Here is a 21,323-nt window from a genome sequence, read left to right as displayed (position 1 = left end):
ATATATAAAGATTTCTTTGGCATTATAGCCAAAATCCACTTATGGACAAAACAAAACATGTTTTGTATTATCAAGTTTGTTTAATTATAAGTAAGATACCGTTTGGTATCTCATCTATATAGATACACTATTTCTAAGGAGAATTGTCAATGAACGACAATAACGGTGAGACCGTCATTGATTTATTTGAACTGCTCGGTCTATTTATTAAGAAAATATGGCTTGTTGCCATTTTGACAGTTATAGGCGGTGTTATAGCATTCGGCTATTCTTTTTTCCTCATAACACCTCAATACAAGTCAAGCGCCATGCTCTACGTTAACAACTCCGATATATCAGTCGGTAATACAAGTTTCTCAATCTCAAATGCAGACCTGACCGCTGCTAAATCACTTGTAGCAACCTATACAGTTATCCTTGAATCAAGATCGGTTATTAATGAAGTTATAAGACTATCAGGCGTAAATTACTCATATGATAAGATGAAGTCTATGGTCTCCGCAGGAGCCGTTAATAATACCGAGGTGTTCAGCATTACAGTTACATCTTCTGACCCTCAAGAAGCCGAGATGCTCGCCAACCTCTATGCTGAGGTCCTTCCCAAAAAGATTACTGAGATAGTTAACGGAAGCGATGCCAAGATCGTTGACTACGCCGTTGTTGCATCTCACCGTTCTTCCCCGAGTTACACCAAAAACACAGCAATCGGAGCACTTTTAGGCTTTGTTATTGCAGCTGCAATCATTGTTATCGGTTATCTCCGTGATGATGTCATCCACTCCGAAGACTATATTACAAAGACATATCCTACTATCCCGCTCCTTACGGTTGTTCCAGACCTTATCAATTCAAGCACTGACGGATACGGATATTACAGTTCTTATGCCAAGAGGGGCAACACAAATGCTGCTAAGAGCTCTTCTGGCACATCAGCTCAGTCTGGCGAGCCTAACAGCCCGTTCGTGATCGAGCCTAAGAAAGAAACGGATGGTGAGAAGAATGGCTGATAAAAAGACAAAGAAAGCTATAAAGGCTGAAGAGAACCTTAAGAACGAGCGCCGCTATATGATAGGACCCCGCCTCAGTTTTGCTGCGGCAGAAGCATATAAGCTCTTAAGAACGAATATCATGTTCTCTTTCTCTGAAGATACTTCTGAAGATGGTAAGGTAATCGGTGTTACTTCTTCTGTTCCGGGCGAAGGTAAAAGCATGACACTTTTAAACCTTGCTTATACATTCGCAGAATCTCATAAGAAGGTTATTCTTATAGAGGGTGATATGCGTTTGCCTACTTTGGCAGGTCGTCTTAAGCTCAAGACTGCTCCTGGTCTTTCAAATCTTTTAGTAGGTCTTAACTCTATAAACGATGCTATTCAGCATTTTACAACAGGTAAGGATGCGGCTAATCCGGTAACCGTAGACGTTATCGTGGCAGGTACCATCCCCCCTAACCCTTCCGAGTTGTTGGGTTCTTCCAGACTTGAATCGCTCCTTGCAATTCTCCGCAAGAACTACGACTATATCTTTATCGACCAGCCCCCTGTCACAGTCGTTACAGATGCGCTTATTACATCAAGCAAGACAGACGGCACCATTATCGTTGTACGTAACAACCATACGAACCGCGGAGCTCTTGCAGAGACAATGAGACAGTTAAAGCTCGTTGATGCTCATGTTTTGGGCTTTGTTTACAACGGTGCTGATGATGACAGCAGGAAGTATTATAAAAAAGGTTATTATAAGAAGAAAGACTATTATTATAAGAAGAGTTAACTCTTATGATCGACTTTCACTCCCATTTTCTTCCAGGTATAGATGACGGTTCTGACAGCGTAGCCACATCTATGGCAATGTTAGATTGCTGGAAGGCTCAGGGAATATCCACTATTTGTGCTACTCCGCACTTTTATGCTGACCACAACACACCTGAAAGATTCTTATCCAGGCGTGATACTGCATTTGAGATGCTCCGTGAAGAGATGGCATTAAAGGAAATTCCCATTCCAGATATCAGATTAGGTGCCGAAGTTCGATTTTTTGACGGGATCAGCCGCTTTGACGGACTTTCAGAGCTCTGCCTTGAGGGAACTGACTTACTCCTTTTAGAGATGCCGTTCCGAACCTGGACATCCCGAATGATAGATGAAGTCGGTGTAATCGCAGCAACAACAGGACTTATGCCTGTTGCTGCACACATTGAAAGATACCTGGATCAGCCCCGTGGACTTCTAAAAGAATTCCTGAAGCTCAATATTTTTTTCCAAAGCAACGCCGAGTTCTTCCTTGAACAGGGGTTCTCCAGAAAAGGTCTTAAGATGCTGAAAAAAGGCGTTATCACCTTCTTAGGTTCAGACGCTCACAACATGGGGCACCGTCCCGTCAATCTTGGTCCGGCTTTGGAGGTAATCTCCCGTTCTTTGGGTGACCGCTTTATTACCGAACTTGAACAAAGACAGTATGATATACTTGACCAGTTCAGAACTGATGATTTCTTTTAACAGAAGGATAAAATAATGAAGAAAAAGACAGTATTAACGATTATAGGATGCGTTTTTGCATTGGGCGCGGTCGCCTGTATTGTAAGACTTGCTATGATCCTTTATCAGCCTAAAGCAGTTAAGACTGAGACAATGTCCACATCGAGCGAGACAACTGAAGAAACAGCATACACAGCTCCTGACGAAAGCCAGGCAGTCATACCTACCTATTCATCCATTGAGACCGAACCATATCAGGCAGAATACCACTGCCCTGTAGATTTTGATGCTCTTCAGGGTTTCAACGAAGATATCTATGCCTGGATAATTATCAAAGACACAAATATCAACTATCCGGTAGTACAGGCTCCTAATAATGACAAATTCTATCTGACACATAACAGCGACGAAGAATATTCTTCCGCCGGTGCTATCTTCTCAGAGCATGTGTACAATTCCAGGGATTTCAATGACCCTGTTACAATCCTTTACGGCCACCACATGCAGTCAGGCGCAATGTTCGGCAATCTTCAAAATTACTGTACAACGGATGAATTCTGGGACGGTGAGCCTGTTATAAAGATCTATCTTCCTGACAGGATGCTCAAGTATCAGGTGTTTGCAGCTGTACCCTACAGCAGATATCACATTCTGGTTTATAATGACTTCAGCAATGAAGAAGTCTATACTAAGTTTTTTGATGATATTATGTCTACGCACAGTATGGAAGCAAGGTTCCACGAAGAGTATGCTCCGGTCTTCGGAGATAAAGTAGTGATTTTGTCAACCTGCCTAATCGGAAACAACTCAAACCGATATATTGTACTCGGTAAACTGGTCTATGACAGCTCAGAACAGTGCTGATTTTGTGCAATCTGCTAAATTTTAAGTCAGTTCTTTTGTTTACAAAGCTGTTACAAATCTTAAAAAATTTGTATTTTTTTCATTGTTATTATAGAATCATTATATTCTTGAAGAAAGGAGGAGATTTGTAAGTGAAAAAGCTTTTAAGTACAGTTGCTGCTCTTGCTTTGGTTTTTACTATGGGAGCAACAGCATTCGCTGATGGACTTCCGAGCCCTACATCCGGAAAGAACATCACAGGTACAACTGAGGCTGACGGTATCGAAGTAGTTGTTGAGCAGACAACTCTTACATCTGATCAGGAGAAGACTCTTGAAGCTGCTGCTAAGGCTGCAGTAAAGGATGCAGAGATCGCTTCTGTTGAAGTAGCAGATGTTTGGATCAAGGATACTGTTACAGGTGACGATGTTTCTGACACATATGCAGGATATCCTTTGACTGTTACTTTCGCTTTTGATGGCGCAAACAACGTTGTTGGTGTTCTTTATTGGAACGAAGCTAACGGCGGTTGGGACAGTGCTGATTTCAAGATCGAGAATGGCAAGGCAGTCGTAACATTCGAGCACCTTTGTAACGTAGCTTTCCTTATCAAGCCTGTTAAGGGTGGAAATCAGGGTGGCGGTTCATCCTCAGCTCAGACTGGTTATGATGGCATTGTTTACATCGTTTCCGCTATTGCACTTGCTGCCGGAGCAGTTTTCTTCTTCAGCACAGCAAGCAAGCAGAAGACTGTAAAAGAAGTGATGTAATTTTTTGGCCAAAAAGTTATTTCAGTCTTGTGGGGTGTCCGATGAGGACACCCCATTTCTTTTGCTCCTTTACTCCCCACACTATTATTGAGCGCTTACGACGTTTATAGACAGTTATCTGTTAGTTTGTGCTAAAATCTATTAGTCATTTCTTTTTGGGGAGGTTTTTCATATGGGTATCAATAAGATCCTTGCTGCCGCTCTTACCGGCGGATTCATCATGTCCTTCTTCCCTGCTGCCGTCATGGCCGACGGAGGTTGGGAACAGGTCGGTGACACATGGTATTACCGCTTAGCCGACGGCGAATTGGTACAGGGCGATTGGGTAAACGACGGCGGCAAATGGTATTACTTCAGCCAGATGGGCGACATGATCGCAGATATGGAATATGATATCGGCAATGACACCTATCTTTTTGCCAAGAACGGAGCCATGGTACAGAACAAGTGGTACAGCTACTCCGACAACGAATGGGTATACTTCGGGTCAAACGGTGCCAAGGTCAAAGGCTGGAAGCAGATCGGTGGCAAATGGTATTACTTTGACAGCCGTACAGGCAGGATGTATATGGGCTCCGGAGAGATCGACGGCAAGACATATCTCTTCAAAGATAACGGACAACTGAAGACAGGATGGATCTTTGGCGAATTCGGAGATATTTACAATCTTTGGGTATATGCAGGTTCCGACGGAGCACTTTACTCCAATAAATGGCTGAACTACAAGGGTTCCTGGTATTATTTCGCACAGAATGGTTTTGGAATGATAGCGAAGAACGATGATCATCCTGACGGCAGATATTATATCGACGGTAAGGAATATACCTTCGATGAATCAGGCAAGTGCACGAACCCCAGCGGCAAGAAGATCTCAGGTTGGTATAAGAACCCTAATAAAACTTACATGGAAACCTGGTCTTATGTAGGTTCTGACGGTAAGCCTTACTGCGACAAGTGGCTTAAAGACGGCGGTACATGGTATTACTTCGACTATCAGGGAATTATGGTTTTCGATGATGATTTCTATCCGATCGGCGGAAAGGTATATTCATTTGACAAGAACGGCAAGTGCTTAAACCCTGACGGCAAACAGACGATAGGCTGGGTTAAAAAGTCTTTCTCCGGCGAAGATTACTGGTTCTACTTTGACAAGAACTATAATCTGTATACAGGCTGGAAACAGATAAGCGGCAAGTGGTATTATTTTGAACCCGATATCGGTTATCTTTACACAGGAATACAGGAGATCGGCGGCAAAGAATACTTCTTCGACAAAGACGGCGTCATGAAGACTGGCTGGATTTATTCTGTAGATACAAACGTCTGGTATTATGCTAACTCCAGCGGTGTTATCTTAAAGAGCAAATGGATCCAGAGCGGCGGAAGCTGGTACTATGTGGATGATTTTGGTCAAATGGTCACCGGTGTTGACGATTACATAATCAAGGGTGTTTGCTACGACTTTGATGAGAACGGCGTCTGCAAGAATCCTGACAGCGGCAGACCGGTTAGTGGATAATAAATTGATTCATTATCATATGATTTTTGAGAGGCGGGTTATCCCGCCTCTCTTTTTATGTATAATCTAAATATTCAAAATTCTTTTATTACGTACTTACCTGAACGGAGGTATTTCTTATGAGACTTAAGAAGATCCTGGCAGTCGCCATGACTTGCGGTATGCTCTTATCCTTTATCCCCTCCACTGCCATGGCCGCAACCGCAGGCTGGCAAGGCAGCGATGCATCCGGCTGGCAATACTGTACTTCCGACGGCTCATATGTAAAGAATGCATGGAAACAGATCGGCGGCAAGTGGTATTACTTCGGTGAAGACGGCTATGCTTTACTTGATACATGGGCTTTTGTTGACGGCAAGCTCTATCACTTCGGCAAGAGCGGAGCAATGGACAAAAACAAGTGGATCAGCTGCGGCGACTATAAGATATCCGAGGCACTTGAAGAATTAGCCACACGTTACGCCAAATTTGATGAAGTTCTTGATGAATTCAGAAACTTAAAGAACTGGCGCTATGTAGGATCCGACGGTGCCGCTTATACCGGTTGGAATAAAGTTGGCAACGACTGGTATTTCTTTGAAGATGGTAGATCAGACATCGACAAAGACGATCCTGAAGGCGGACTCGGCTTTATCCACTATGGAGTACTCGATTACTATGATCGTGTCACCCGTCAGGAGAACGTTTACATCTTTGACACCAGCGGCAGGATGCTGAAAAACGGCTGGCAACAGGGTTTAACCGAGGAAGATGGCATTAATTGGTATTACCTCGATTCCACAGGACGCGCACTGACAGGATGGCAGAAGATCAACGGTAAATGGTATTACCTTAATGAAAACTTCTCCAGTTTAGGTCAGATGTGTACCGGATTGCGTATTTTTAATACCGGTTCAAAATATGAAGTATATCTGTTCTCCCAAGACGGAGATATGTTAAATAACGGATGGAACAGTTATTCGGGACATTGGTATTATTGCAAATCCGATGGTCTTTGCTATAGCAACGAATGGCTTTATTCAGGTGGAAAATGGTATTACTTTAATTTCTGGGGCGAATCCATTGCCAATAAGACAGGTTATGTAATCGACGGTGTCGAATATAACTTCGATACTGACGGAGTCTGCACCGATCATGACAAGGGCAAGAATAAAGGCTGGTTCCAGGAAGAAAAATCTTCTGGCGAAACAGTTTGGTACTATGCCGGTGATGACGGTGTCACCTACAAGAACAAATGGCTCAAGAGCAACGGTTCCTGGTATTACTTTAATGAATCCGGAATCATGGTCACGGACCGTAAGTATTTTGAAATAGACCGCAGATTCTATTCCTTTGATAAGGACGGCAAGTGCACTAACCACGATTCGATGGAGACATTAAGAGGCTGGTTCAAACTTGATTATTCCTCAGGAACAGAATGGGTCTACCTGGGTTCAGACGGCAGATATGTAACGGGCTGGCAGAATATAAACAATAAATGGTATTATTTCAGTCCTGATTACGGAACTATGTATGATTACGGCCCCCTTGAGATCGACGGCAAATACTATTACTTCAAACCATCCGGGGAGATGGTAACAGGCTGGTATCAGAGAGATGGTTATTGGTGGTATTATGCCGGTTCCGACGGAGTCATATATCATGGTAAATGGCTGAATAAAGGCGGCAAATGGTATTACTTCTCTGCTGAAGACTCAGGACTCTTTGGCACGATGCTCATAAATGTCAAAGATTATGAGATAGACGGCAAGCTTTATGACTTTGATTCTTCCGGAGTCTGCCTCAATCCTTCCTCCTCCTCTGTCCGCAGGGGCTGGTTTTATGACTACGGTAATACCAGTTGGTACTACTATGATTCAGACGGAGTACAGTATAAGCAGAAATGGTTATCTTATAATGGTTATTGGTATTACTTTAATAAGAGCGGATTAATGTTAAGTGACGGCTGGTACAGTATCGGTAATAATGATTACTACTTTGACTCAGAAGGCCGCTGGATCAAGGACGCTGAGCAGTAATAATCCTCTCTTGCTTTTAATCTGTTGTTTCGCGGGATCGGCTATGCCGGTCCCGCTTCTTTCCGTACGGGCATGTTTTCACTTGTTCTTAAAATATTTTTTAGATGTGCTATCATCAAGATAACTATTCTTTATGGAGGTTCGATCTTATGAGCATTAAGAAATTCATAGCCTCTGCCCTCACCGCCGGTTTCATGCTGTCGTTCATTCCCGCAACGGCGATGGCTGATTCCACAGGCTGGCAGCAAGTTGAAAGCGGCTGGCGTTACTACACTTCAGCTTCGGATTATGTAAAGAATGCCTGGCAGGAGGATGCCGGCAAATGGTATTACTTTGACGAAGACGGATTTGCGGTAATCAATGATTGGAGGTTCATTGACGGCAAGCTTTATCATTTTAATAACAGCGGAGCCATGGAAACCAACAAATGGATTGACTGCGGTCCGTATGTTTTAAATGGGCCGACAGGTTTTGAAGATACTATTCAATACAAACAGTTTTCGAACAAGAGGAAATGGCGTTATGTAGGAAGTAACGGCGCTGCATATACAGGCTGGAAGACCATCGGCGGCAAATACTACTACTTTGATTATCAGTATTCCTCGAAGGAAGACGGAGAATATCAATATATCTCATATTACGGCGATATCAATCACTACGGCTATATGCATTATCAGTTCCTTTATGACAATGTGACCGGAGATGTTTATTATTTTGACAATAACGGTCAATATTGCCACGACTGTTTTATTGAATACGATTCATACGATGGCGATGGTATGTATCACAGAGACCGCTATTACTTCGGAAACGATGGTAAAGAATATGATGGGTGGAACAAGATAGACGGCAAATGGTACTTTTGCGGACCGGAGATATTTACAGGTGCACGTTTGGTTGAATATAAGAACGGCAATGGTGAATATGTTGCTGAAAGGTATTTCTTTGACAAAGACGGTGTGATGCAGACAGGCTGGTGCCAGAATGACAAGTTCAGTCTATGGTACTATGCCGGATCAAACGGTCTCCTGTTAAAAAATGAATGGCTGTATGACAATGGTAAATGGTATTACTTTGACAATAACAGCTGCTGGATGTTAGCTGATTGCGAGAATGTTGAGATCAACGGAAAATACTACTCCTTCGATAAGAACGGAGTATGCAAGAATCCTTCTGGAATAAGCCCAAATAAACTTAACGGCTGGTTTAAAGCCTGGGATCAAACTGAAATTAGTTATAATGAAGATAAAAATACATATTCAATCAATCAGATTTATTTCTGGTACTACTTTTTATCAGGAAATAAGGTAACTGGCTGGAAGCAGATTAGTGGAAAATGGTATTACTTTTCTAAGGATAACGGTAAGATGGCAGCTGCTCACGGCACATTAAAAAACGACAAGATCTATATAGACGGCAAGTACTACTGTTTTAATAAAAATGGTGAAATGCAGACCGGATGGAGCTTGGTTAACAGATTTGATCCCGGCCGCTGGGTTTATTCCAAATCCAACGGTGTCTGCTATCAGGAAAAATGGTTATATTCTTCCGGAGTATGGTATTACTTTGATAAATATGCCTATATGGTGTCTGATGTTTACAATGTGCTGATCGACGGAAAATACTATGACTTTGATCAGAATGGTGCCTGCATCAATCCTGAAGGAAGAGATTATCCGATAGCAAGCTGAGACCATAGTTAACAATGTCTATCGCGGGACCGGTAATGAACCGGTCCCGTTTTATTCCCTACTTCCCTGCTGAAGCAAATATTCAAAATATTTTTAGGCTTAAGGCTCAAACAATTCACCAGTAATGCTATTATTTTATTATTAAATTAAAGGAGGACTGTTTCTTATGGATATTCGAAAGACTATAGTCTGCGTTATGTCAGCCGGAATGATTATGACATGTATATCTGCAGCAGTTTTTGCGGATAACACACCCGGATGGTCAGGCAGTGATTCCGAAGGATGGCGTTATTACACCTCCGGCTCGACTTATGTAGCGAGTGACTGGCTGGAAGTCGGCGGAAAATGGTACTACTTTAATTCAGACGGATACGCAATAACAGATGACTGGTTATTTATCGACGGCAGCCTCTATCACTTCAGCAAGAGCGGTGCCATGGATACAAATAAATGGATCGACTGCGGTCCATACGGCTACGAGGACAAGATCGAGCTTAAAGATACTCCCCAATATAAGGAATATGCCAACAAGAGATTATGGCGTTATGTAGGAAACAACGGTAAGGCATATACGGGCTGGAAACAGGTCGGCGGCAAATGGTATTACTTCGACTTTGAATCAGAGAAATATGATACTCAGACCGGCAACTATTACTATTCATCTGATTATGAAGACATCGATAAATTCGCGCTGATGCATTATGGATGGCTCTACGACCGTAATAAAGGAGATTATTACTGCTTTGACGGCAACGGATTGTACTATCACGACAACTGGCTTGAGTGGCATGAATCCAGTGAGAGATCCTATACTTACTATTTCGGATCAGACGGTACCAGGGTCAGAGGCTGGAAGCAGATCGACGGGAAATGGCATTATTTCAGGCCTGAGCATATAACTGATATGATCAGAGGCTTTGAAATGGAAGATAAAGACGGAAATAGTTATATGGAGATCTATGCCTTTAATGAAAAGGGCGAGATGCAGACAGGCTGGATCCAGGATAAAAACACCAAATTCTGGTACTATGCCCGTTCGAACGGCAAATGCATCTCCAACGACTGGCTACAGCTTAACGGCAAATGGTATTTCTTCAATGATTACGGCTGGATGCTGGCAGGTATAGATAATGTGCTTATCGACGGCAAATACTACTCTTTTGATAGTAGCGGCGCATGCAAGAACCCTAACTCCGGTGTCGCCAAGCCGACAGGATGGCTCAAAGTCTGGGAATACACACATTATGACTCTGAATATAACATCTACCACGAATACTCCTGGCATTATTTTGACGATAACGGCAAGATGTGCAAGGGCTGGAAGCAGATCGATGGCAAATGGTATTTCTTTAACGAGGAAAACGGGGATATGCTCCAAGCCTTTAAAAATCAAAAATACAGGGTATCCTTCTTTGATGACGGCAACAGATATGCCTTCAACCGTAACGGCGAGATGGTAACCGGCTGGATCAATTACGATACTGTATATTTTGAGACTAGCGACAATGACTGGTGTTATGCCGGTAAGAACGGTGCCTTCTACCGTAATAAATGGCTCTACACAGGCGGAGTATGGTATTACTTCGACGATAACAACATGATGCTCCACGATACCTATAACGAATATATCAACGGCAGATACTATGACTTTGATTCGACCGGAGCTTGTATTGACCCTAACGGCAAAGACGAGTGGGAGCCTTGATCAGGAGCCCTGTCAGAGCTTTTAAACACTTATAATCCGGACTTTTCCGGTGCAGGAGGAATAACTTATGAAATTAAAAAAGCTTCTTGCAGCATTCATGGCTTGCGGTATGCTCATGTCCTTTGTACCCACTACAGCCCTGGCAGCTTCTGCAGGCTGGAAAGGCAGCGACTCAGCAGGCTGGCAATACTGCACTTCCGATGGTTCTTATGTAAAGAACGACTGGAAACAGATCAGCGGCAAATGGTATTACTTCGGCAATGACGGCTATGCCTTCCTTGATACCTGGGCTTTTATTGACGGTAAGCTCTATCACTTCGGTAAGAGCGGAGCGATGGACAAGAACAAGTGGATCATATGTGGTGACCACACAGGTTATACCGATGCTGAACAGGGGCTCAAAGATTACCGCTATGTCGGTTCAGACGGAGCTGCTTATACCGGCTGGAAGCAGATCGGCGGTAAATGGTACTACTTCTTCACCAATAAGAATTTCGATACGGCAAATAAGATCTACTATGGTCTGATGGCTTATGGAGAAGTTCAGTTCGATATGGATACCCAGTATTATTTCGACAGGTCGGGACAGATGGCAGTCAACAGCTGGTATGATACTGTTTACAGCACTAAATATGCCGGACCAGACGGCAAAGCATATTCCGGCTGGCACAAGATCGAAGACAAATGGTATTTCTTTGAGACTTTCGATACTATGCCAAACGTTCTCGTGCAAAGAGATGTTATCTTCGATCACGGCAAGGCCTATCACAAAGACGGCTCGCCTGTAACAGGATTATACGGCATGAGCAATAACCGCTATATCTACTGTGATAAGGACGGCACACAGTGGATAAACAAATGGCTGATCAAAGATGGCATCTGGTACTACTTTGACGGTCAGGGATTTATGGTAAGTAACAGAAATGACCTCTTTATAGAGGGAAAGTTCTACAACTTCGGATCAGACGGAAAGTGCACAAATTTCAACTCTTCACTATCCGCTACAGGCTGGTATCCGCAAAATAGTAATGAAGACAATCTCGGACCATACTATATTGGTTCTGACGGCAAGGCTTATTACAGTAAGTGGCTGACCTATAACGGCAGCAAATATTACTTTTCAAGCAACGGCAAGAAACTTACTGACATAGAAGACATAATCGGCGGAAAGCTCTACAGCTTTGACAGTACCGGAAAATGCATTACTCCAAACGGTGTTACTGAAAAGGGCTGGTATAACGGTGTGTACGACTGGTTCTACATCGGTTCCGACGGCAAACCCTGTTCAGGCTGGCAGAAGATAGGCGGCAAATGGTATTACTTCGATGAAAGCAACTTTGGAATGTACGCTAATAATGAGAAGCTCATCAACGGCAAGTACTACAGATTCACCTCTTCGGGAGCGATGAAGACAGGCTGGTACCAAGACGCATACACCTGGAGATACTATGGCTCCGACGGTGCCAGATACCAGAGTAAATGGGTATATTCAGGCGGTGCATGGTATTACTTCGATGAAAGTCACATGATAACGGATACTGATTTCTATATCATCGACGGCAGAGCCTATAACTTCGATGCTGAAGGCAAATGCCTTAATCCGTCCGGCAGTACATTCAAGTTCGATTGATCAGTTCGCATGACTCAGGCTGCCCCTAAATGAGGATAACCTGTCATCATATAAATAACATAACGGAGGCTTTTATGATTCTGAAAAAACTCGCAGCATCTGCCCTGACCGCAGGGATCATGCTGACTTTTGTTCCTGCAACGGCATTTGCAGACACCACAGGCTGGGTTCAGGTAGGAGATTACTGGCGCTACTACACTTCTGACAGCGAATACGTTATAAGTGACTGGGTCTCTGATGGCGGCAGATGGTACTATTTTAATGATATGGGCTACGCTCTTACCAACGAATGGGAATTCATCAACGGCGGTCTCTATCACTTCGGAAGCAGCGGAGCCATGGATACCAACAAGTGGATCGACTGCGGTGATTACAGCTATGAAACATCATATGCTCATCTTAAAGGAACTCCCCAGTATGAAGAGTTCTCCAATAAGAGATACTGGCGTTATGTAGGCAGCAACGGTAAAGCTTATACAGGCTGGAAGACCATTAACGGTCAGTGGTACTACTTCGATTACCGCGAACTTGGTGACACCTGGCTCGAAGACGAACTGCGTTATGAATATGTTTCCACATACGGTCAGGAATATTCTTACGGTATAATGCACTACGGCTGGTTGTATGAACAGGATACCGGTAAAAACTATTACTTCGACGGTAACGGTCACTATCTGAAGAATTCCTGGCTTTACTGGTCAAATGAAGCAATGACGAACACATACGAGCCGGAATACTACTATTTCGGCTCTGACGGCAATGCCTATAAAGGCTGGAAACAGATGAACGGCAAATGGCATTATTTTGATCTTGAGCAGTATGAAAACAGGAGACTCGTAACGGAACGCACTGAAAAAGACGGCAAATGGGTATGCTCCTCATACTGCTTTAACGATAAGGGCGAGATGATCACCGGCTGGTATTTTGACAAGAGCAATAACCACTGGGTCTACGGCAGGTCCAACGGACTGATCCTGAGCGGCGGCTGGTATGAGCTTAACGGAAAATGGTACTACTTCACTTACTGGGGAGACCTTTTGACTGACGTAAAGAACCTTTACATCAACGGCATCTATTATAACTTCGATAAGAATGGTGTATGCACGAACCCCAACGAGACCAAACAGAAACATACCGGCTGGCACGAAGTTTATTATGACGAACTATCAGGAGAGGACGGTTCTTCAGAATATGCCGAACACGCCTACACATGGCAGTATTACGATAATGACGGAAAACTTACTGTAGGCTGGAAAAAGATCAACGGCAAATGGTATTACTTCGACTTTGACGGCAAGATGTATCGTGCATTTTACGGTGATTCATACATGTTCGGTGTTGATGATCAGAAGTTCTGCGTCAACCGTGACGGTGCGATGATGACCGGCTGGATCAAGAGCCATGAATGGGAAGGTATCGTTTACTATTACTATGCAGGTTCCAATGGTGTCTTATATCATGACAGATGGCTTAATTCCGGCGGCAAATGGTATTACTTCGATTCTTACTGCGTTATGATACTCAATGAAAGGGATGTCGAGATCGACGGCAGATACTACGACTTTGACAAGACAGGCGCATGTACGAATCCCGAAGGAAGAGAAGCTCCCCGTTCCTGATACTTTTCGTTAAAACCGCTTACGATACTGATACATCCCTCAAACGGTCACGTTTGGGGGATAATTTTTTATGCTCTACCTCATGTATCAGCATATGACTGTTGTTTAAATATATTTTAGATGTGCTATCATCAAGATAACTATTCTTTATGGAGGTTCGATCTTATGAGCATTAAGAAATTCATTGCCTCTGCCCTCACCGCCGGTTTCATGCTGTCGTTCATTCCCGCAACTGCGATGGCTGATTCCACAGGCTGGCAGCAGGTTGAAAGCGGCTGGCGTTACTACATTTCAGCTTCGGATTATGTAAAGAATGCCTGGCAGGAAGATGCCGGCAAATGGTATTACCTTGATGAGGACGGCTATGCACTGACGGACACCTGGGCTTACATCGACGGCGGTCTCTATCACTTCAACAAGTCTGGCGCCATGGAAAAGAACAAGTGGATCGAATGCGGTGTCTACACGTTATCCGGTCAGGCTAAAGAATACATGGCAGCAAACTCCGATTATGCAAAAGTCATGGGAGAGTATGTCGGCAAAAAGCTCTGGCGATATGTCGGCTCCAACGGCAAAGCTTATACCGGGTGGAAACAGATCGGCGGGACATGGTATCACTTTAATGAAGATATAGGTTATGATTATTCCCGTCTCATCGATGTTTCCGAGCACTATCAGTATTCTTATGCGGTAATGACATATGGCTGGTTTACTGATAAAGACGGTTCTATGTACAACTTTGACGGGAACGGCAAGTACAGAACAGGCGGCTGGAAGACCGGCATTGACGAATGGGGCATTAATAACTGGTTCTACTTCGGTTCTGACGGCAGGGCTTATCAGGGCTGGAAGACGATCAACAACAAACAGTATTACTTCGGCTCCCGTTATGACGGCGGCGGAGCACCTGCAATGATCAAGGGTTATTTTGAGACCTATGACGACGGTTTTAAGCCTTATTATTTTGCTGATGACGGTCACTTGTTAACAACAGGTTGGTATGAGTTTAAATATGAAGAAGGCGGATCCAAATGGATCTATGTAGAGCCTGAAGGCACCATCTGCTTCAGTGAATGGCTCAATTACGGCGGCAAATGGTATTACTTCCGTTACGACACCATGATCTCCGACGTTGAGGACTTCGTTATCAACGGCAAGAAATACGACTTTGACAAGAACGGCGTATGTCTCAATTACGACGGCTCAAGCGACCAGGATCTTAAGGGCTGGCATTCAGTCAAGGAAGACTACGGCGAAGAGAATACCCTTTGGTACTATATAGGATCCGACGGAAAAAGACTTACCAAACAGTGGTTAAGTTACGGCGGTACCTGGTATTATTTCGATGAGCTTGGCTGGATGATCTCAGACTACGACTTCTACAGGATCGACGGAAAGCATTACTCTTTTAACAAAGACGGTAAATGCACAACACCCAACGGCATAGTCACCAAAGCAGGATGGTACTGCGATGACCAGGACGAAGCGTTTGTAAACTGGTACTACTACGGCTCTGACCTGAAGTTCTACACCGGCTGGCATCAGATAAACGGCAAATGGTATTTCTTTGAAATTGACGGAAAGATGGCAACCGGATTTGAAACGTTGTCCGACGGCAAGCGCTATTACTTCAAAGATTCAGGAGAGATGGTCACAGGCTGGTTTGTCAGATACGGTAACGAATGGTATTACGCTGACAAGAGCGGTGTGGTCTACAATAACAGATGGCTGAACTACAAAGGCGCATGGTACTATTTTGAGTACAGAATGATCTGCGACAAGACCGGTTACATGATCGACGGCAAGCTCTACGACTTCGACTCAGACGGTAAGTGCTTAAATCCCGACAGCGGAAGGATCATAGTAGCCAACTGATGCTGATTAACAAATAACCTGATATGTCCCTCAAACGTTGAAGTTTGAGGGACATATTTTTTTGTACAAAATACAGCGGTTTGAGTCCTCCCGCCCCCATTTTGATCCAGATATCCGGCCCCTATTTCCCTGTCGGTTTTTTCAGGTGTTTTGTCGATTATTTGTATGATTCCCTGACGTTCTACGTAATACTGTGTCGGTCTTGTAGTTTTTTGTATGGAATAGTTAGTGTTCTTCTGTCGATTCCTTGTCGGTCTTTGTCGCCCAGAAAAGGCAAAAACAGCCATTTGAAGAATAATAACACACTGAAAGAAACCCATTTTTCAAAACGGATTACAAGAAAATATAACTCAATCAATTAATGACGGCATCTTTGATGCATGAGGCGGGCAACGCCTCTTGCAATCCAATAAAGCACCTGCATAAGGCCGGGCAGTCAAGGCTGGCGCAAGCCAAGGCGTCAAGCCGTGCCTTTACTGACAGGCCTGCAGGTGCTACCTCAAAGTTCACTTTTGCGGCTGGTTTGCCTTTCAATGACGGAGAGCATATCATATATGTAAACGGTGCTATGAAAGGATCTGACACGGCACTTGCCAAGCTCATGAGCGACTTCTTCTGCACGGAAGCAAAAGACATGAACTATAAGGAATTATCTGAAAAAGTCAGATACTTTAAGGAGTCTGAGAAAGGAGTTGAGCGTATGTTTGATTCTTTGGAAGATATGAGAAACGAAGTAAGAATTGAGACTGCTCTTAAGATGATCGCAGGTGGAAAACTGTCTTTGGAGGACATTGCTTCTTATTCCGGTCTCCCTCTCGATAAAGTAAAAGAGCTCGCAGAAGCCAAGACCGCATAAGCCTAACTACAATTAAATGATTACATTCAAAGGATCTCGTCAGAGGTCCTTTATTTTTTACACCTGAAAAGTCAAAACACGTTTCTACGACGGATAGCGTTTTACTTGCCGTTTTAATATTTTCTGTATGTGCTATCATCAAAATAACTTTTCTTTATGGAGGTTCGATCTTATGAGCATTAAGAAACTTATAGCCTCTGCCCTCACCGCAGGATTCATACTCTCATTTATCCCCGCTGCGGCATTGGCTGATACCGCCGGCTGGCAAGGCAGCTACAGTGACGGCTGGAAATACTACACTTCCGCGGACGAATACGTTAAGAGCGACTGGAAGCAGATAGGCGGCAAATGGTACCACTTCAACGCTTCAGGCATCATGGAGACAGGCTGGATCCAGGACGGCGGCAAATGGTATTACTTAAAGAGCAACGGTCAGATGACTTCTGATTCCTGGGAGCTTTTGGGCGGCAAACTCTATCACTTCAACAAGAGCGGCGTCATGGAAACCAACAAGTGGATCGACTGCGGAGAATACTATATCTACGGTCAGGTCGCAGAAGATGCAGGCAGCAATCCGGAATTTGAAAAGATCCTTTCAGAATACCGCGGCAAGAGACTTTGGCGTTATGTCGGTTCTGACGGTGCCGCTTATGTCGGCTGGAAGAAAGTCGGCGGCGTATGGTATCACTTCAACGGATTACTGAACGGTGATTATTATATTGATACTGATGAAACCCATCAAAGTTCTTATGCCGTAATGACATACGGTATGTTTTACGACCGGGATGAAGATGCCTATTATAATTTCGACGGAAACGGAAAATACAGAAAGAACTGCTGGTTCAAATTCTTCGGTTATTATGGAGCTACTGACTGGTATTATTCAGGATCGGACGGAAAACTGTATTCCGGCTGGAAACAGATGAACGGCAAGTGGTATTACTTCGGCTCCGACGATTTTGGAACCAACTATATGTATACCGGTATCAGAGAATTCTATTCCAAGGACAAAAACGGCAAAACTGTTTATGAACAGTATTGCTTCCATAAAAACGGTTATATGATGACCGGCTGGATCCAGTTGGGCGACTACTGGTATTACGCAGGTTCCAACGGTTCCATATACATGAAGAAGTGGCTGAATCTCGGCGGTAAATGGTATTACTTCGATTACCAAGGCATAATGGCCGCCAACGCTGAAAACTTTGAGATAGACGGCAAGGGCTACGACTTCGATTCCAACGGAGTCTGCATCAATCCCAACAGCGGCAGAAAGATCACGGGATGGTATGAGAGAAAATACGACTCCCTTCACAGATACTCAGAATTAATCTGGGATTCAGATACGGAATATCACTATGATTTTAACGACTGGAACTACTTTGATTCCAACGGCAAGAAGGTCGTAAACGTTCAGAATTACCTTATCGGCGGCAAGTACTATGACTTTGATCCGTCAGGTGTTTGCAAGAATCCTTTCAGCGGAAGGGATTACGAAGCATTCAGCTGACAGAGAAATAATCTGACCTGTTCTAAGAGGGATCGGCTTCACACACATCCGGTCCCTCTAAAATTTATACGTTATCTCGATACTGTTCTGAATAATTATATCTAGGCATATAAAATGCAACAAATGCCAATTGGAATCCACAAAAAGACAAAATCAATATCAAACGAACTAAATGTTTTTCCTTCTTTTTCGCAGAAAAAATATAACCATCATAACTTCTTCTTTGCTATAAGCTTATATCGGTTTTTCATAAACTTAACAGGAGTATCAAAGAAAACTTTCTCAGACTCAGTAAACCCTCCGTGTTCAGCTTTAAGTGCTAGTAATTCCCATGTGCATATTAGATCTGCGACCTGGAAAAGCTTATAATCAGACGGTTGTACTTTACGAAACTCCACATTCGTAAACAAGATACTGAAAACAGATGTAATTATCTTATTTAGTTCATGTTGACCATTGTCATAATAGATAATCATCTTTTCAAAGGAATTAAGATATTCCTTGTTCTCATTTAATTTCTCAGATATCGCTCGCGATAATACCGAGTTCAAAGTTATAAAATCGGAACACTTGGCTTTATCAACATATGGGCAAATGTAGTGAATATCCAGTCTACGAGTGAAATGATACATTGCATTAAGCAATCTCGCACGAGCGTTTTCATCATAATTTATATAAATAGATTCCCTTCGGATAAGCGGTCCTATATGAACCGCATGTGGCGGAAATCCCAACTCCCTGATATGTCGGTCAAGAATAGAGACATCCTCAGAAATATCTGCATTTTGATCATGAAAAACCATGCTTACAATATAAAAAGGTGATATCTTGGAATAATCACCAAAGTCACCCGATTCGTCTATGAAGATACTTAATACTTTTTCCAATCACGATCCCCTATAAAGAAATGGCGGGGTATATCCCCGCCGCTTGGTGGACCAGGGTCTTACGACCAGCCCAAGAAGCATTTCTGCCTCTTTATTGAGTTTATTATAGCACAATATAAAAAAAATAAGCTGCTGTTTTCATCCGAATCTAAAAGAATAAGCATGAAGAGAAATCGGCTTGCCGGTCCCTCCTCTTTACACATCAATGATGAAATCCCCTCCCCTTTTTGCTAACATTGAAATATCAATACATTCAGGGAGGCCAAACTTATGAGCATGAAGAAGATATTGGCTGCCGTTATGTCTGCGGGCATGATCTTATCGTTCATTCCGGCTGCGGTAATGGCTGATGCGCCCGAGTGGCGCGAAGAAGACGGAGGATGGCGCTACTACACTTCCGAGACAGAATATGTTTACGGAGATTGGATGCAGATCGGCGGAAGCTGGTACTATTTCACGGATAACGGACTGGCACTCACAGACACATGGCAGTTCATCGAAGGAAAGCTATACCACTTCAAGTCGAGCGGTGCATTGGAACAGAACAAATGGATAAAGTATGAGTCCGGTGTTGATTTCGACAGAGCCTGGTGCAACAACGTCTACGAAGGAAAAGACTTCTGGAGATATGTCGGCTCTGACGGCGCTGTATGCACAGGCTGGAAGAAGATCGGCAGCGAGTGGTACTACTTCAACACAGCAAATGACGCGAAGTTCATCGATACGGAATATGCCGATGCCTATTACGGCGCGATGCGTTACGGGTGGCTTTATGGTGAAGCCGATGGTTCTGACGGCAGCTACTACTTTTTCGACGACAACGGTAAATACTTAAAGAATGCATGGCACAAATTCATCTACGACGGTGATGTAGAGCTTTGGTACTACTTTGGTTCTGACGGCCTTTTATGCACAGGCTGGAAGCAGATAAACGGTGCCTGGTACTATTTCGATAAAGAAGAAGGATACGCTACAGAAGGCGTCGTTCCGATCTATACGACTAAAGGTGATCTTGTCGTTTGCGAATACTACCTGTTCGATGAATATGGCAAGATGCTGACAGGCTGGCAGAAATCTGATGCAAACATGAATCACGTTGAATATTGGTACTATTCCGGATCTAACGGCAAACTCTTAAACGCACAGTGGAAGAATGTAGGCGGAAAATGGTATTACTTCGACGGCATGTGCAGAATGGTCAGCAACATGAAGAACTTTGAGATCGGCGGCAGGGGCTACGACTTTGACTCCAACGGCGTTTGTACAAATCCTGAGGGCCGCAAGATCACAGGCTGGTACCTTAAGCATTACCGCAGCGCAGATGAAGACATTACAGGCTGGTTCTATTACGACACTAACGGAAAGGTCTGCAAAGGCTGGAAGCAGATAAGCGGAAAGTGGTATTATTTCGACCCCGAGTTCGGATTCCTTTACACAGCCCAGATGTTCCCCACCGGCTTTGAATACAACGGTGCTTTGTACGGCATCAACAAGGATGGTCAGATGCTCACCGGCTGGTGGAAAGACATCCTTGCGGGAAACTGGCACTACTCTGCTCCCGACGGAAAGATGTACTGCAACAAGTGGCTCCACAGCGGCGGCAACTGGTATTATTTCGAGCAATACGGAGACATGATATATGGCACCTCATATGAGATAGACGGCCTGATCTATGACTTCGACGAAAACGGTGTATGCCTCAACCCTTACTCGCCATACGGGATACTCGTGCCGGTGCCTGAAGGCTGACAGCAAACTTAAAGGTCTAAACGATTAATGAATTATGGGGATCGGACTTAAAACATCCGGTTCCCTATTCTTTAATGCAACCGGCTTCAATAGTTCGGCAATAATGCGGCTATTCCGAATCGTTTGCCGTTTTTTTAAATCAAAAGACCAGAAAAATCTTGCAGAAATACGGCA

Annotated in this window: 16 protein-coding genes; 15 read left to right on the top strand and 1 reads right to left on the bottom strand. The window is 43.7% G+C overall.

Annotated features, from left to right (window positions below; genetic code table 11):
- Positions 1 to 149: 149 nt before the first annotated feature.
- The 14 genes from BO18_RS00620 to BO18_RS00555 all read left to right on the top strand — a co-directional run bounded on the left by BO18_RS00620 (position 150) and on the right by BO18_RS00555 (position 18,513).
- The gene (locus BO18_RS00620) at positions 150 to 1,007 is read left to right on the top strand and encodes a YveK family protein (RefSeq protein WP_034442328.1); all 858 of its coding nucleotides are present in this window, start codon (positions 150 to 152) and stop codon (positions 1,005 to 1,007) included.
- A complete protein-coding gene (locus tag BO18_RS00615; protein ID WP_185752299.1) occupies positions 1,000 to 1,773 on the top strand; it encodes a CpsD/CapB family tyrosine-protein kinase in 774 nt (257 codons plus the stop codon). Before BO18_RS00620 ends, BO18_RS00615 begins: the two co-directional genes overlap by 8 nt.
- 5 nt (positions 1,774 to 1,778) lie before the next feature.
- Positions 1,779 to 2,498, top strand: a complete 720-nt coding sequence (locus BO18_RS00610; RefSeq protein ID WP_051688383.1) for a CpsB/CapC family capsule biosynthesis tyrosine phosphatase — start codon at positions 1,779 to 1,781, stop codon at positions 2,496 to 2,498.
- 15 nt (positions 2,499 to 2,513) lie between these two features.
- On the top strand, positions 2,514 to 3,341 hold the full coding sequence (locus BO18_RS00605; RefSeq protein ID WP_051688382.1) for a class B sortase: 828 nt from the start codon (positions 2,514 to 2,516) through the stop codon (positions 3,339 to 3,341).
- A 131-nt stretch (positions 3,342 to 3,472) separates the two neighbouring features.
- Positions 3,473 to 4,090 carry a hypothetical protein gene (locus BO18_RS00600; RefSeq protein WP_034442325.1) on the top strand — a complete coding sequence of 206 codons (618 nt, stop codon included), beginning with the start codon at positions 3,473 to 3,475 and terminating at the stop codon, positions 4,088 to 4,090.
- A gap of 172 nt (positions 4,091 to 4,262) precedes the next feature.
- A complete protein-coding gene (locus BO18_RS00595; protein ID WP_034442322.1) occupies positions 4,263 to 5,609 on the top strand; it encodes a hypothetical protein in 1,347 nt (448 codons plus the stop codon).
- A gap of 119 nt (positions 5,610 to 5,728) precedes the next feature.
- Entirely contained in the window at positions 5,729 to 7,627 is a 1,899-nt protein-coding gene (locus BO18_RS00590; RefSeq protein WP_034442320.1) for a hypothetical protein, read from the top strand.
- 149 nt (positions 7,628 to 7,776) lie between these two features.
- Complete coding sequence (locus BO18_RS00585; RefSeq protein ID WP_034442317.1) at positions 7,777 to 9,318, top strand: hypothetical protein; 1,542 nt, start codon at positions 7,777 to 7,779, stop codon at positions 9,316 to 9,318.
- A 166-nt stretch (positions 9,319 to 9,484) separates the two neighbouring features.
- Positions 9,485 to 11,023, top strand: a complete 1,539-nt coding sequence (locus BO18_RS00580) for a hypothetical protein (RefSeq protein ID WP_034442314.1) — start codon at positions 9,485 to 9,487, stop codon at positions 11,021 to 11,023.
- Between the two features lie 67 nt (positions 11,024 to 11,090).
- Positions 11,091 to 12,653, top strand: coding sequence for a hypothetical protein (locus BO18_RS00575; protein ID WP_034442312.1), 1,563 nt, complete (start codon positions 11,091 to 11,093; stop codon positions 12,651 to 12,653).
- Between the two features lie 74 nt (positions 12,654 to 12,727).
- Entirely contained in the window at positions 12,728 to 14,272 is a 1,545-nt protein-coding gene (locus tag BO18_RS00570) for a hypothetical protein (RefSeq protein WP_034442309.1), read from the top strand.
- A gap of 165 nt (positions 14,273 to 14,437) precedes the next feature.
- Positions 14,438 to 16,147, top strand: coding sequence for a hypothetical protein (locus BO18_RS00565; RefSeq protein WP_034442306.1), 1,710 nt, complete (start codon positions 14,438 to 14,440; stop codon positions 16,145 to 16,147).
- A gap of 376 nt (positions 16,148 to 16,523) precedes the next feature.
- The gene (locus tag BO18_RS00560) at positions 16,524 to 17,003 is read left to right on the top strand and encodes a hypothetical protein (protein ID WP_051688381.1); all 480 of its coding nucleotides are present in this window, start codon (positions 16,524 to 16,526) and stop codon (positions 17,001 to 17,003) included.
- Positions 17,004 to 17,175: 172 nt separating this feature from the next.
- Positions 17,176 to 18,513 carry a hypothetical protein gene (locus tag BO18_RS00555; protein WP_034442303.1) on the top strand — a complete coding sequence of 446 codons (1,338 nt, stop codon included), beginning with the start codon at positions 17,176 to 17,178 and terminating at the stop codon, positions 18,511 to 18,513.
- A gap of 209 nt (positions 18,514 to 18,722) precedes the next feature.
- On the opposite strand, the gene BO18_RS00550 is transcribed toward BO18_RS00555, so the two are convergent.
- The gene (locus BO18_RS00550) at positions 18,723 to 19,400 is read right to left on the bottom strand and encodes a DUF3800 domain-containing protein (protein ID WP_034442301.1); all 678 of its coding nucleotides are present in this window, start codon (positions 19,398 to 19,400) and stop codon (positions 18,723 to 18,725) included.
- A gap of 270 nt (positions 19,401 to 19,670) precedes the next feature.
- On the opposite strand from BO18_RS00550, the gene BO18_RS00545 reads away from it, so the two are divergent.
- Complete coding sequence (locus BO18_RS00545) at positions 19,671 to 21,149, top strand: N-acetylmuramoyl-L-alanine amidase family protein (protein ID WP_034442297.1); 1,479 nt, start codon at positions 19,671 to 19,673, stop codon at positions 21,147 to 21,149.
- Positions 21,150 to 21,323: the final 174 nt, after the last annotated feature.

This window comes from Butyrivibrio sp. AE2032 (assembly GCF_000702965.1).
This window is presented reverse-complemented; position numbering and strand designations above follow the sequence as displayed.

What these genes read in the sequence shown, in the direction of transcription:
- BO18_RS00620 (WP_034442328.1), top strand. Translation starts at nt 150, where the DNA reads ATGAACGACAATAACGGTGAGACCGTCATTGATTTATTTGAACTGCTC.
- BO18_RS00615 (WP_185752299.1), top strand. Translation starts at nt 1,000, where the DNA reads ATGGCTGATAAAAAGACAAAGAAAGCTATAAAGGCTGAAGAGAACCTT.
- BO18_RS00610 (WP_051688383.1), top strand. Translation starts at nt 1,779, where the DNA reads ATGATCGACTTTCACTCCCATTTTCTTCCAGGTATAGATGACGGTTCT.
- BO18_RS00605 (WP_051688382.1), top strand. Translation starts at nt 2,514, where the DNA reads ATGAAGAAAAAGACAGTATTAACGATTATAGGATGCGTTTTTGCATTG.
- BO18_RS00595 (WP_034442322.1), top strand. Translation starts at nt 4,263, where the DNA reads ATGGGTATCAATAAGATCCTTGCTGCCGCTCTTACCGGCGGATTCATC.
- BO18_RS00590 (WP_034442320.1), top strand. Translation starts at nt 5,729, where the DNA reads ATGAGACTTAAGAAGATCCTGGCAGTCGCCATGACTTGCGGTATGCTC.
- BO18_RS00585 (WP_034442317.1), top strand. Translation starts at nt 7,777, where the DNA reads ATGAGCATTAAGAAATTCATAGCCTCTGCCCTCACCGCCGGTTTCATG.
- BO18_RS00580 (WP_034442314.1), top strand. Translation starts at nt 9,485, where the DNA reads ATGGATATTCGAAAGACTATAGTCTGCGTTATGTCAGCCGGAATGATT.
- BO18_RS00575 (WP_034442312.1), top strand. Translation starts at nt 11,091, where the DNA reads ATGAAATTAAAAAAGCTTCTTGCAGCATTCATGGCTTGCGGTATGCTC.
- BO18_RS00570 (WP_034442309.1), top strand. Translation starts at nt 12,728, where the DNA reads ATGATTCTGAAAAAACTCGCAGCATCTGCCCTGACCGCAGGGATCATG.
- BO18_RS00565 (WP_034442306.1), top strand. Translation starts at nt 14,438, where the DNA reads ATGAGCATTAAGAAATTCATTGCCTCTGCCCTCACCGCCGGTTTCATG.
- BO18_RS00560 (WP_051688381.1), top strand. Translation starts at nt 16,524, where the DNA reads ATGCATGAGGCGGGCAACGCCTCTTGCAATCCAATAAAGCACCTGCAT.
- BO18_RS00555 (WP_034442303.1), top strand. Translation starts at nt 17,176, where the DNA reads ATGAGCATTAAGAAACTTATAGCCTCTGCCCTCACCGCAGGATTCATA.
- BO18_RS00545 (WP_034442297.1), top strand. Translation starts at nt 19,671, where the DNA reads ATGAGCATGAAGAAGATATTGGCTGCCGTTATGTCTGCGGGCATGATC.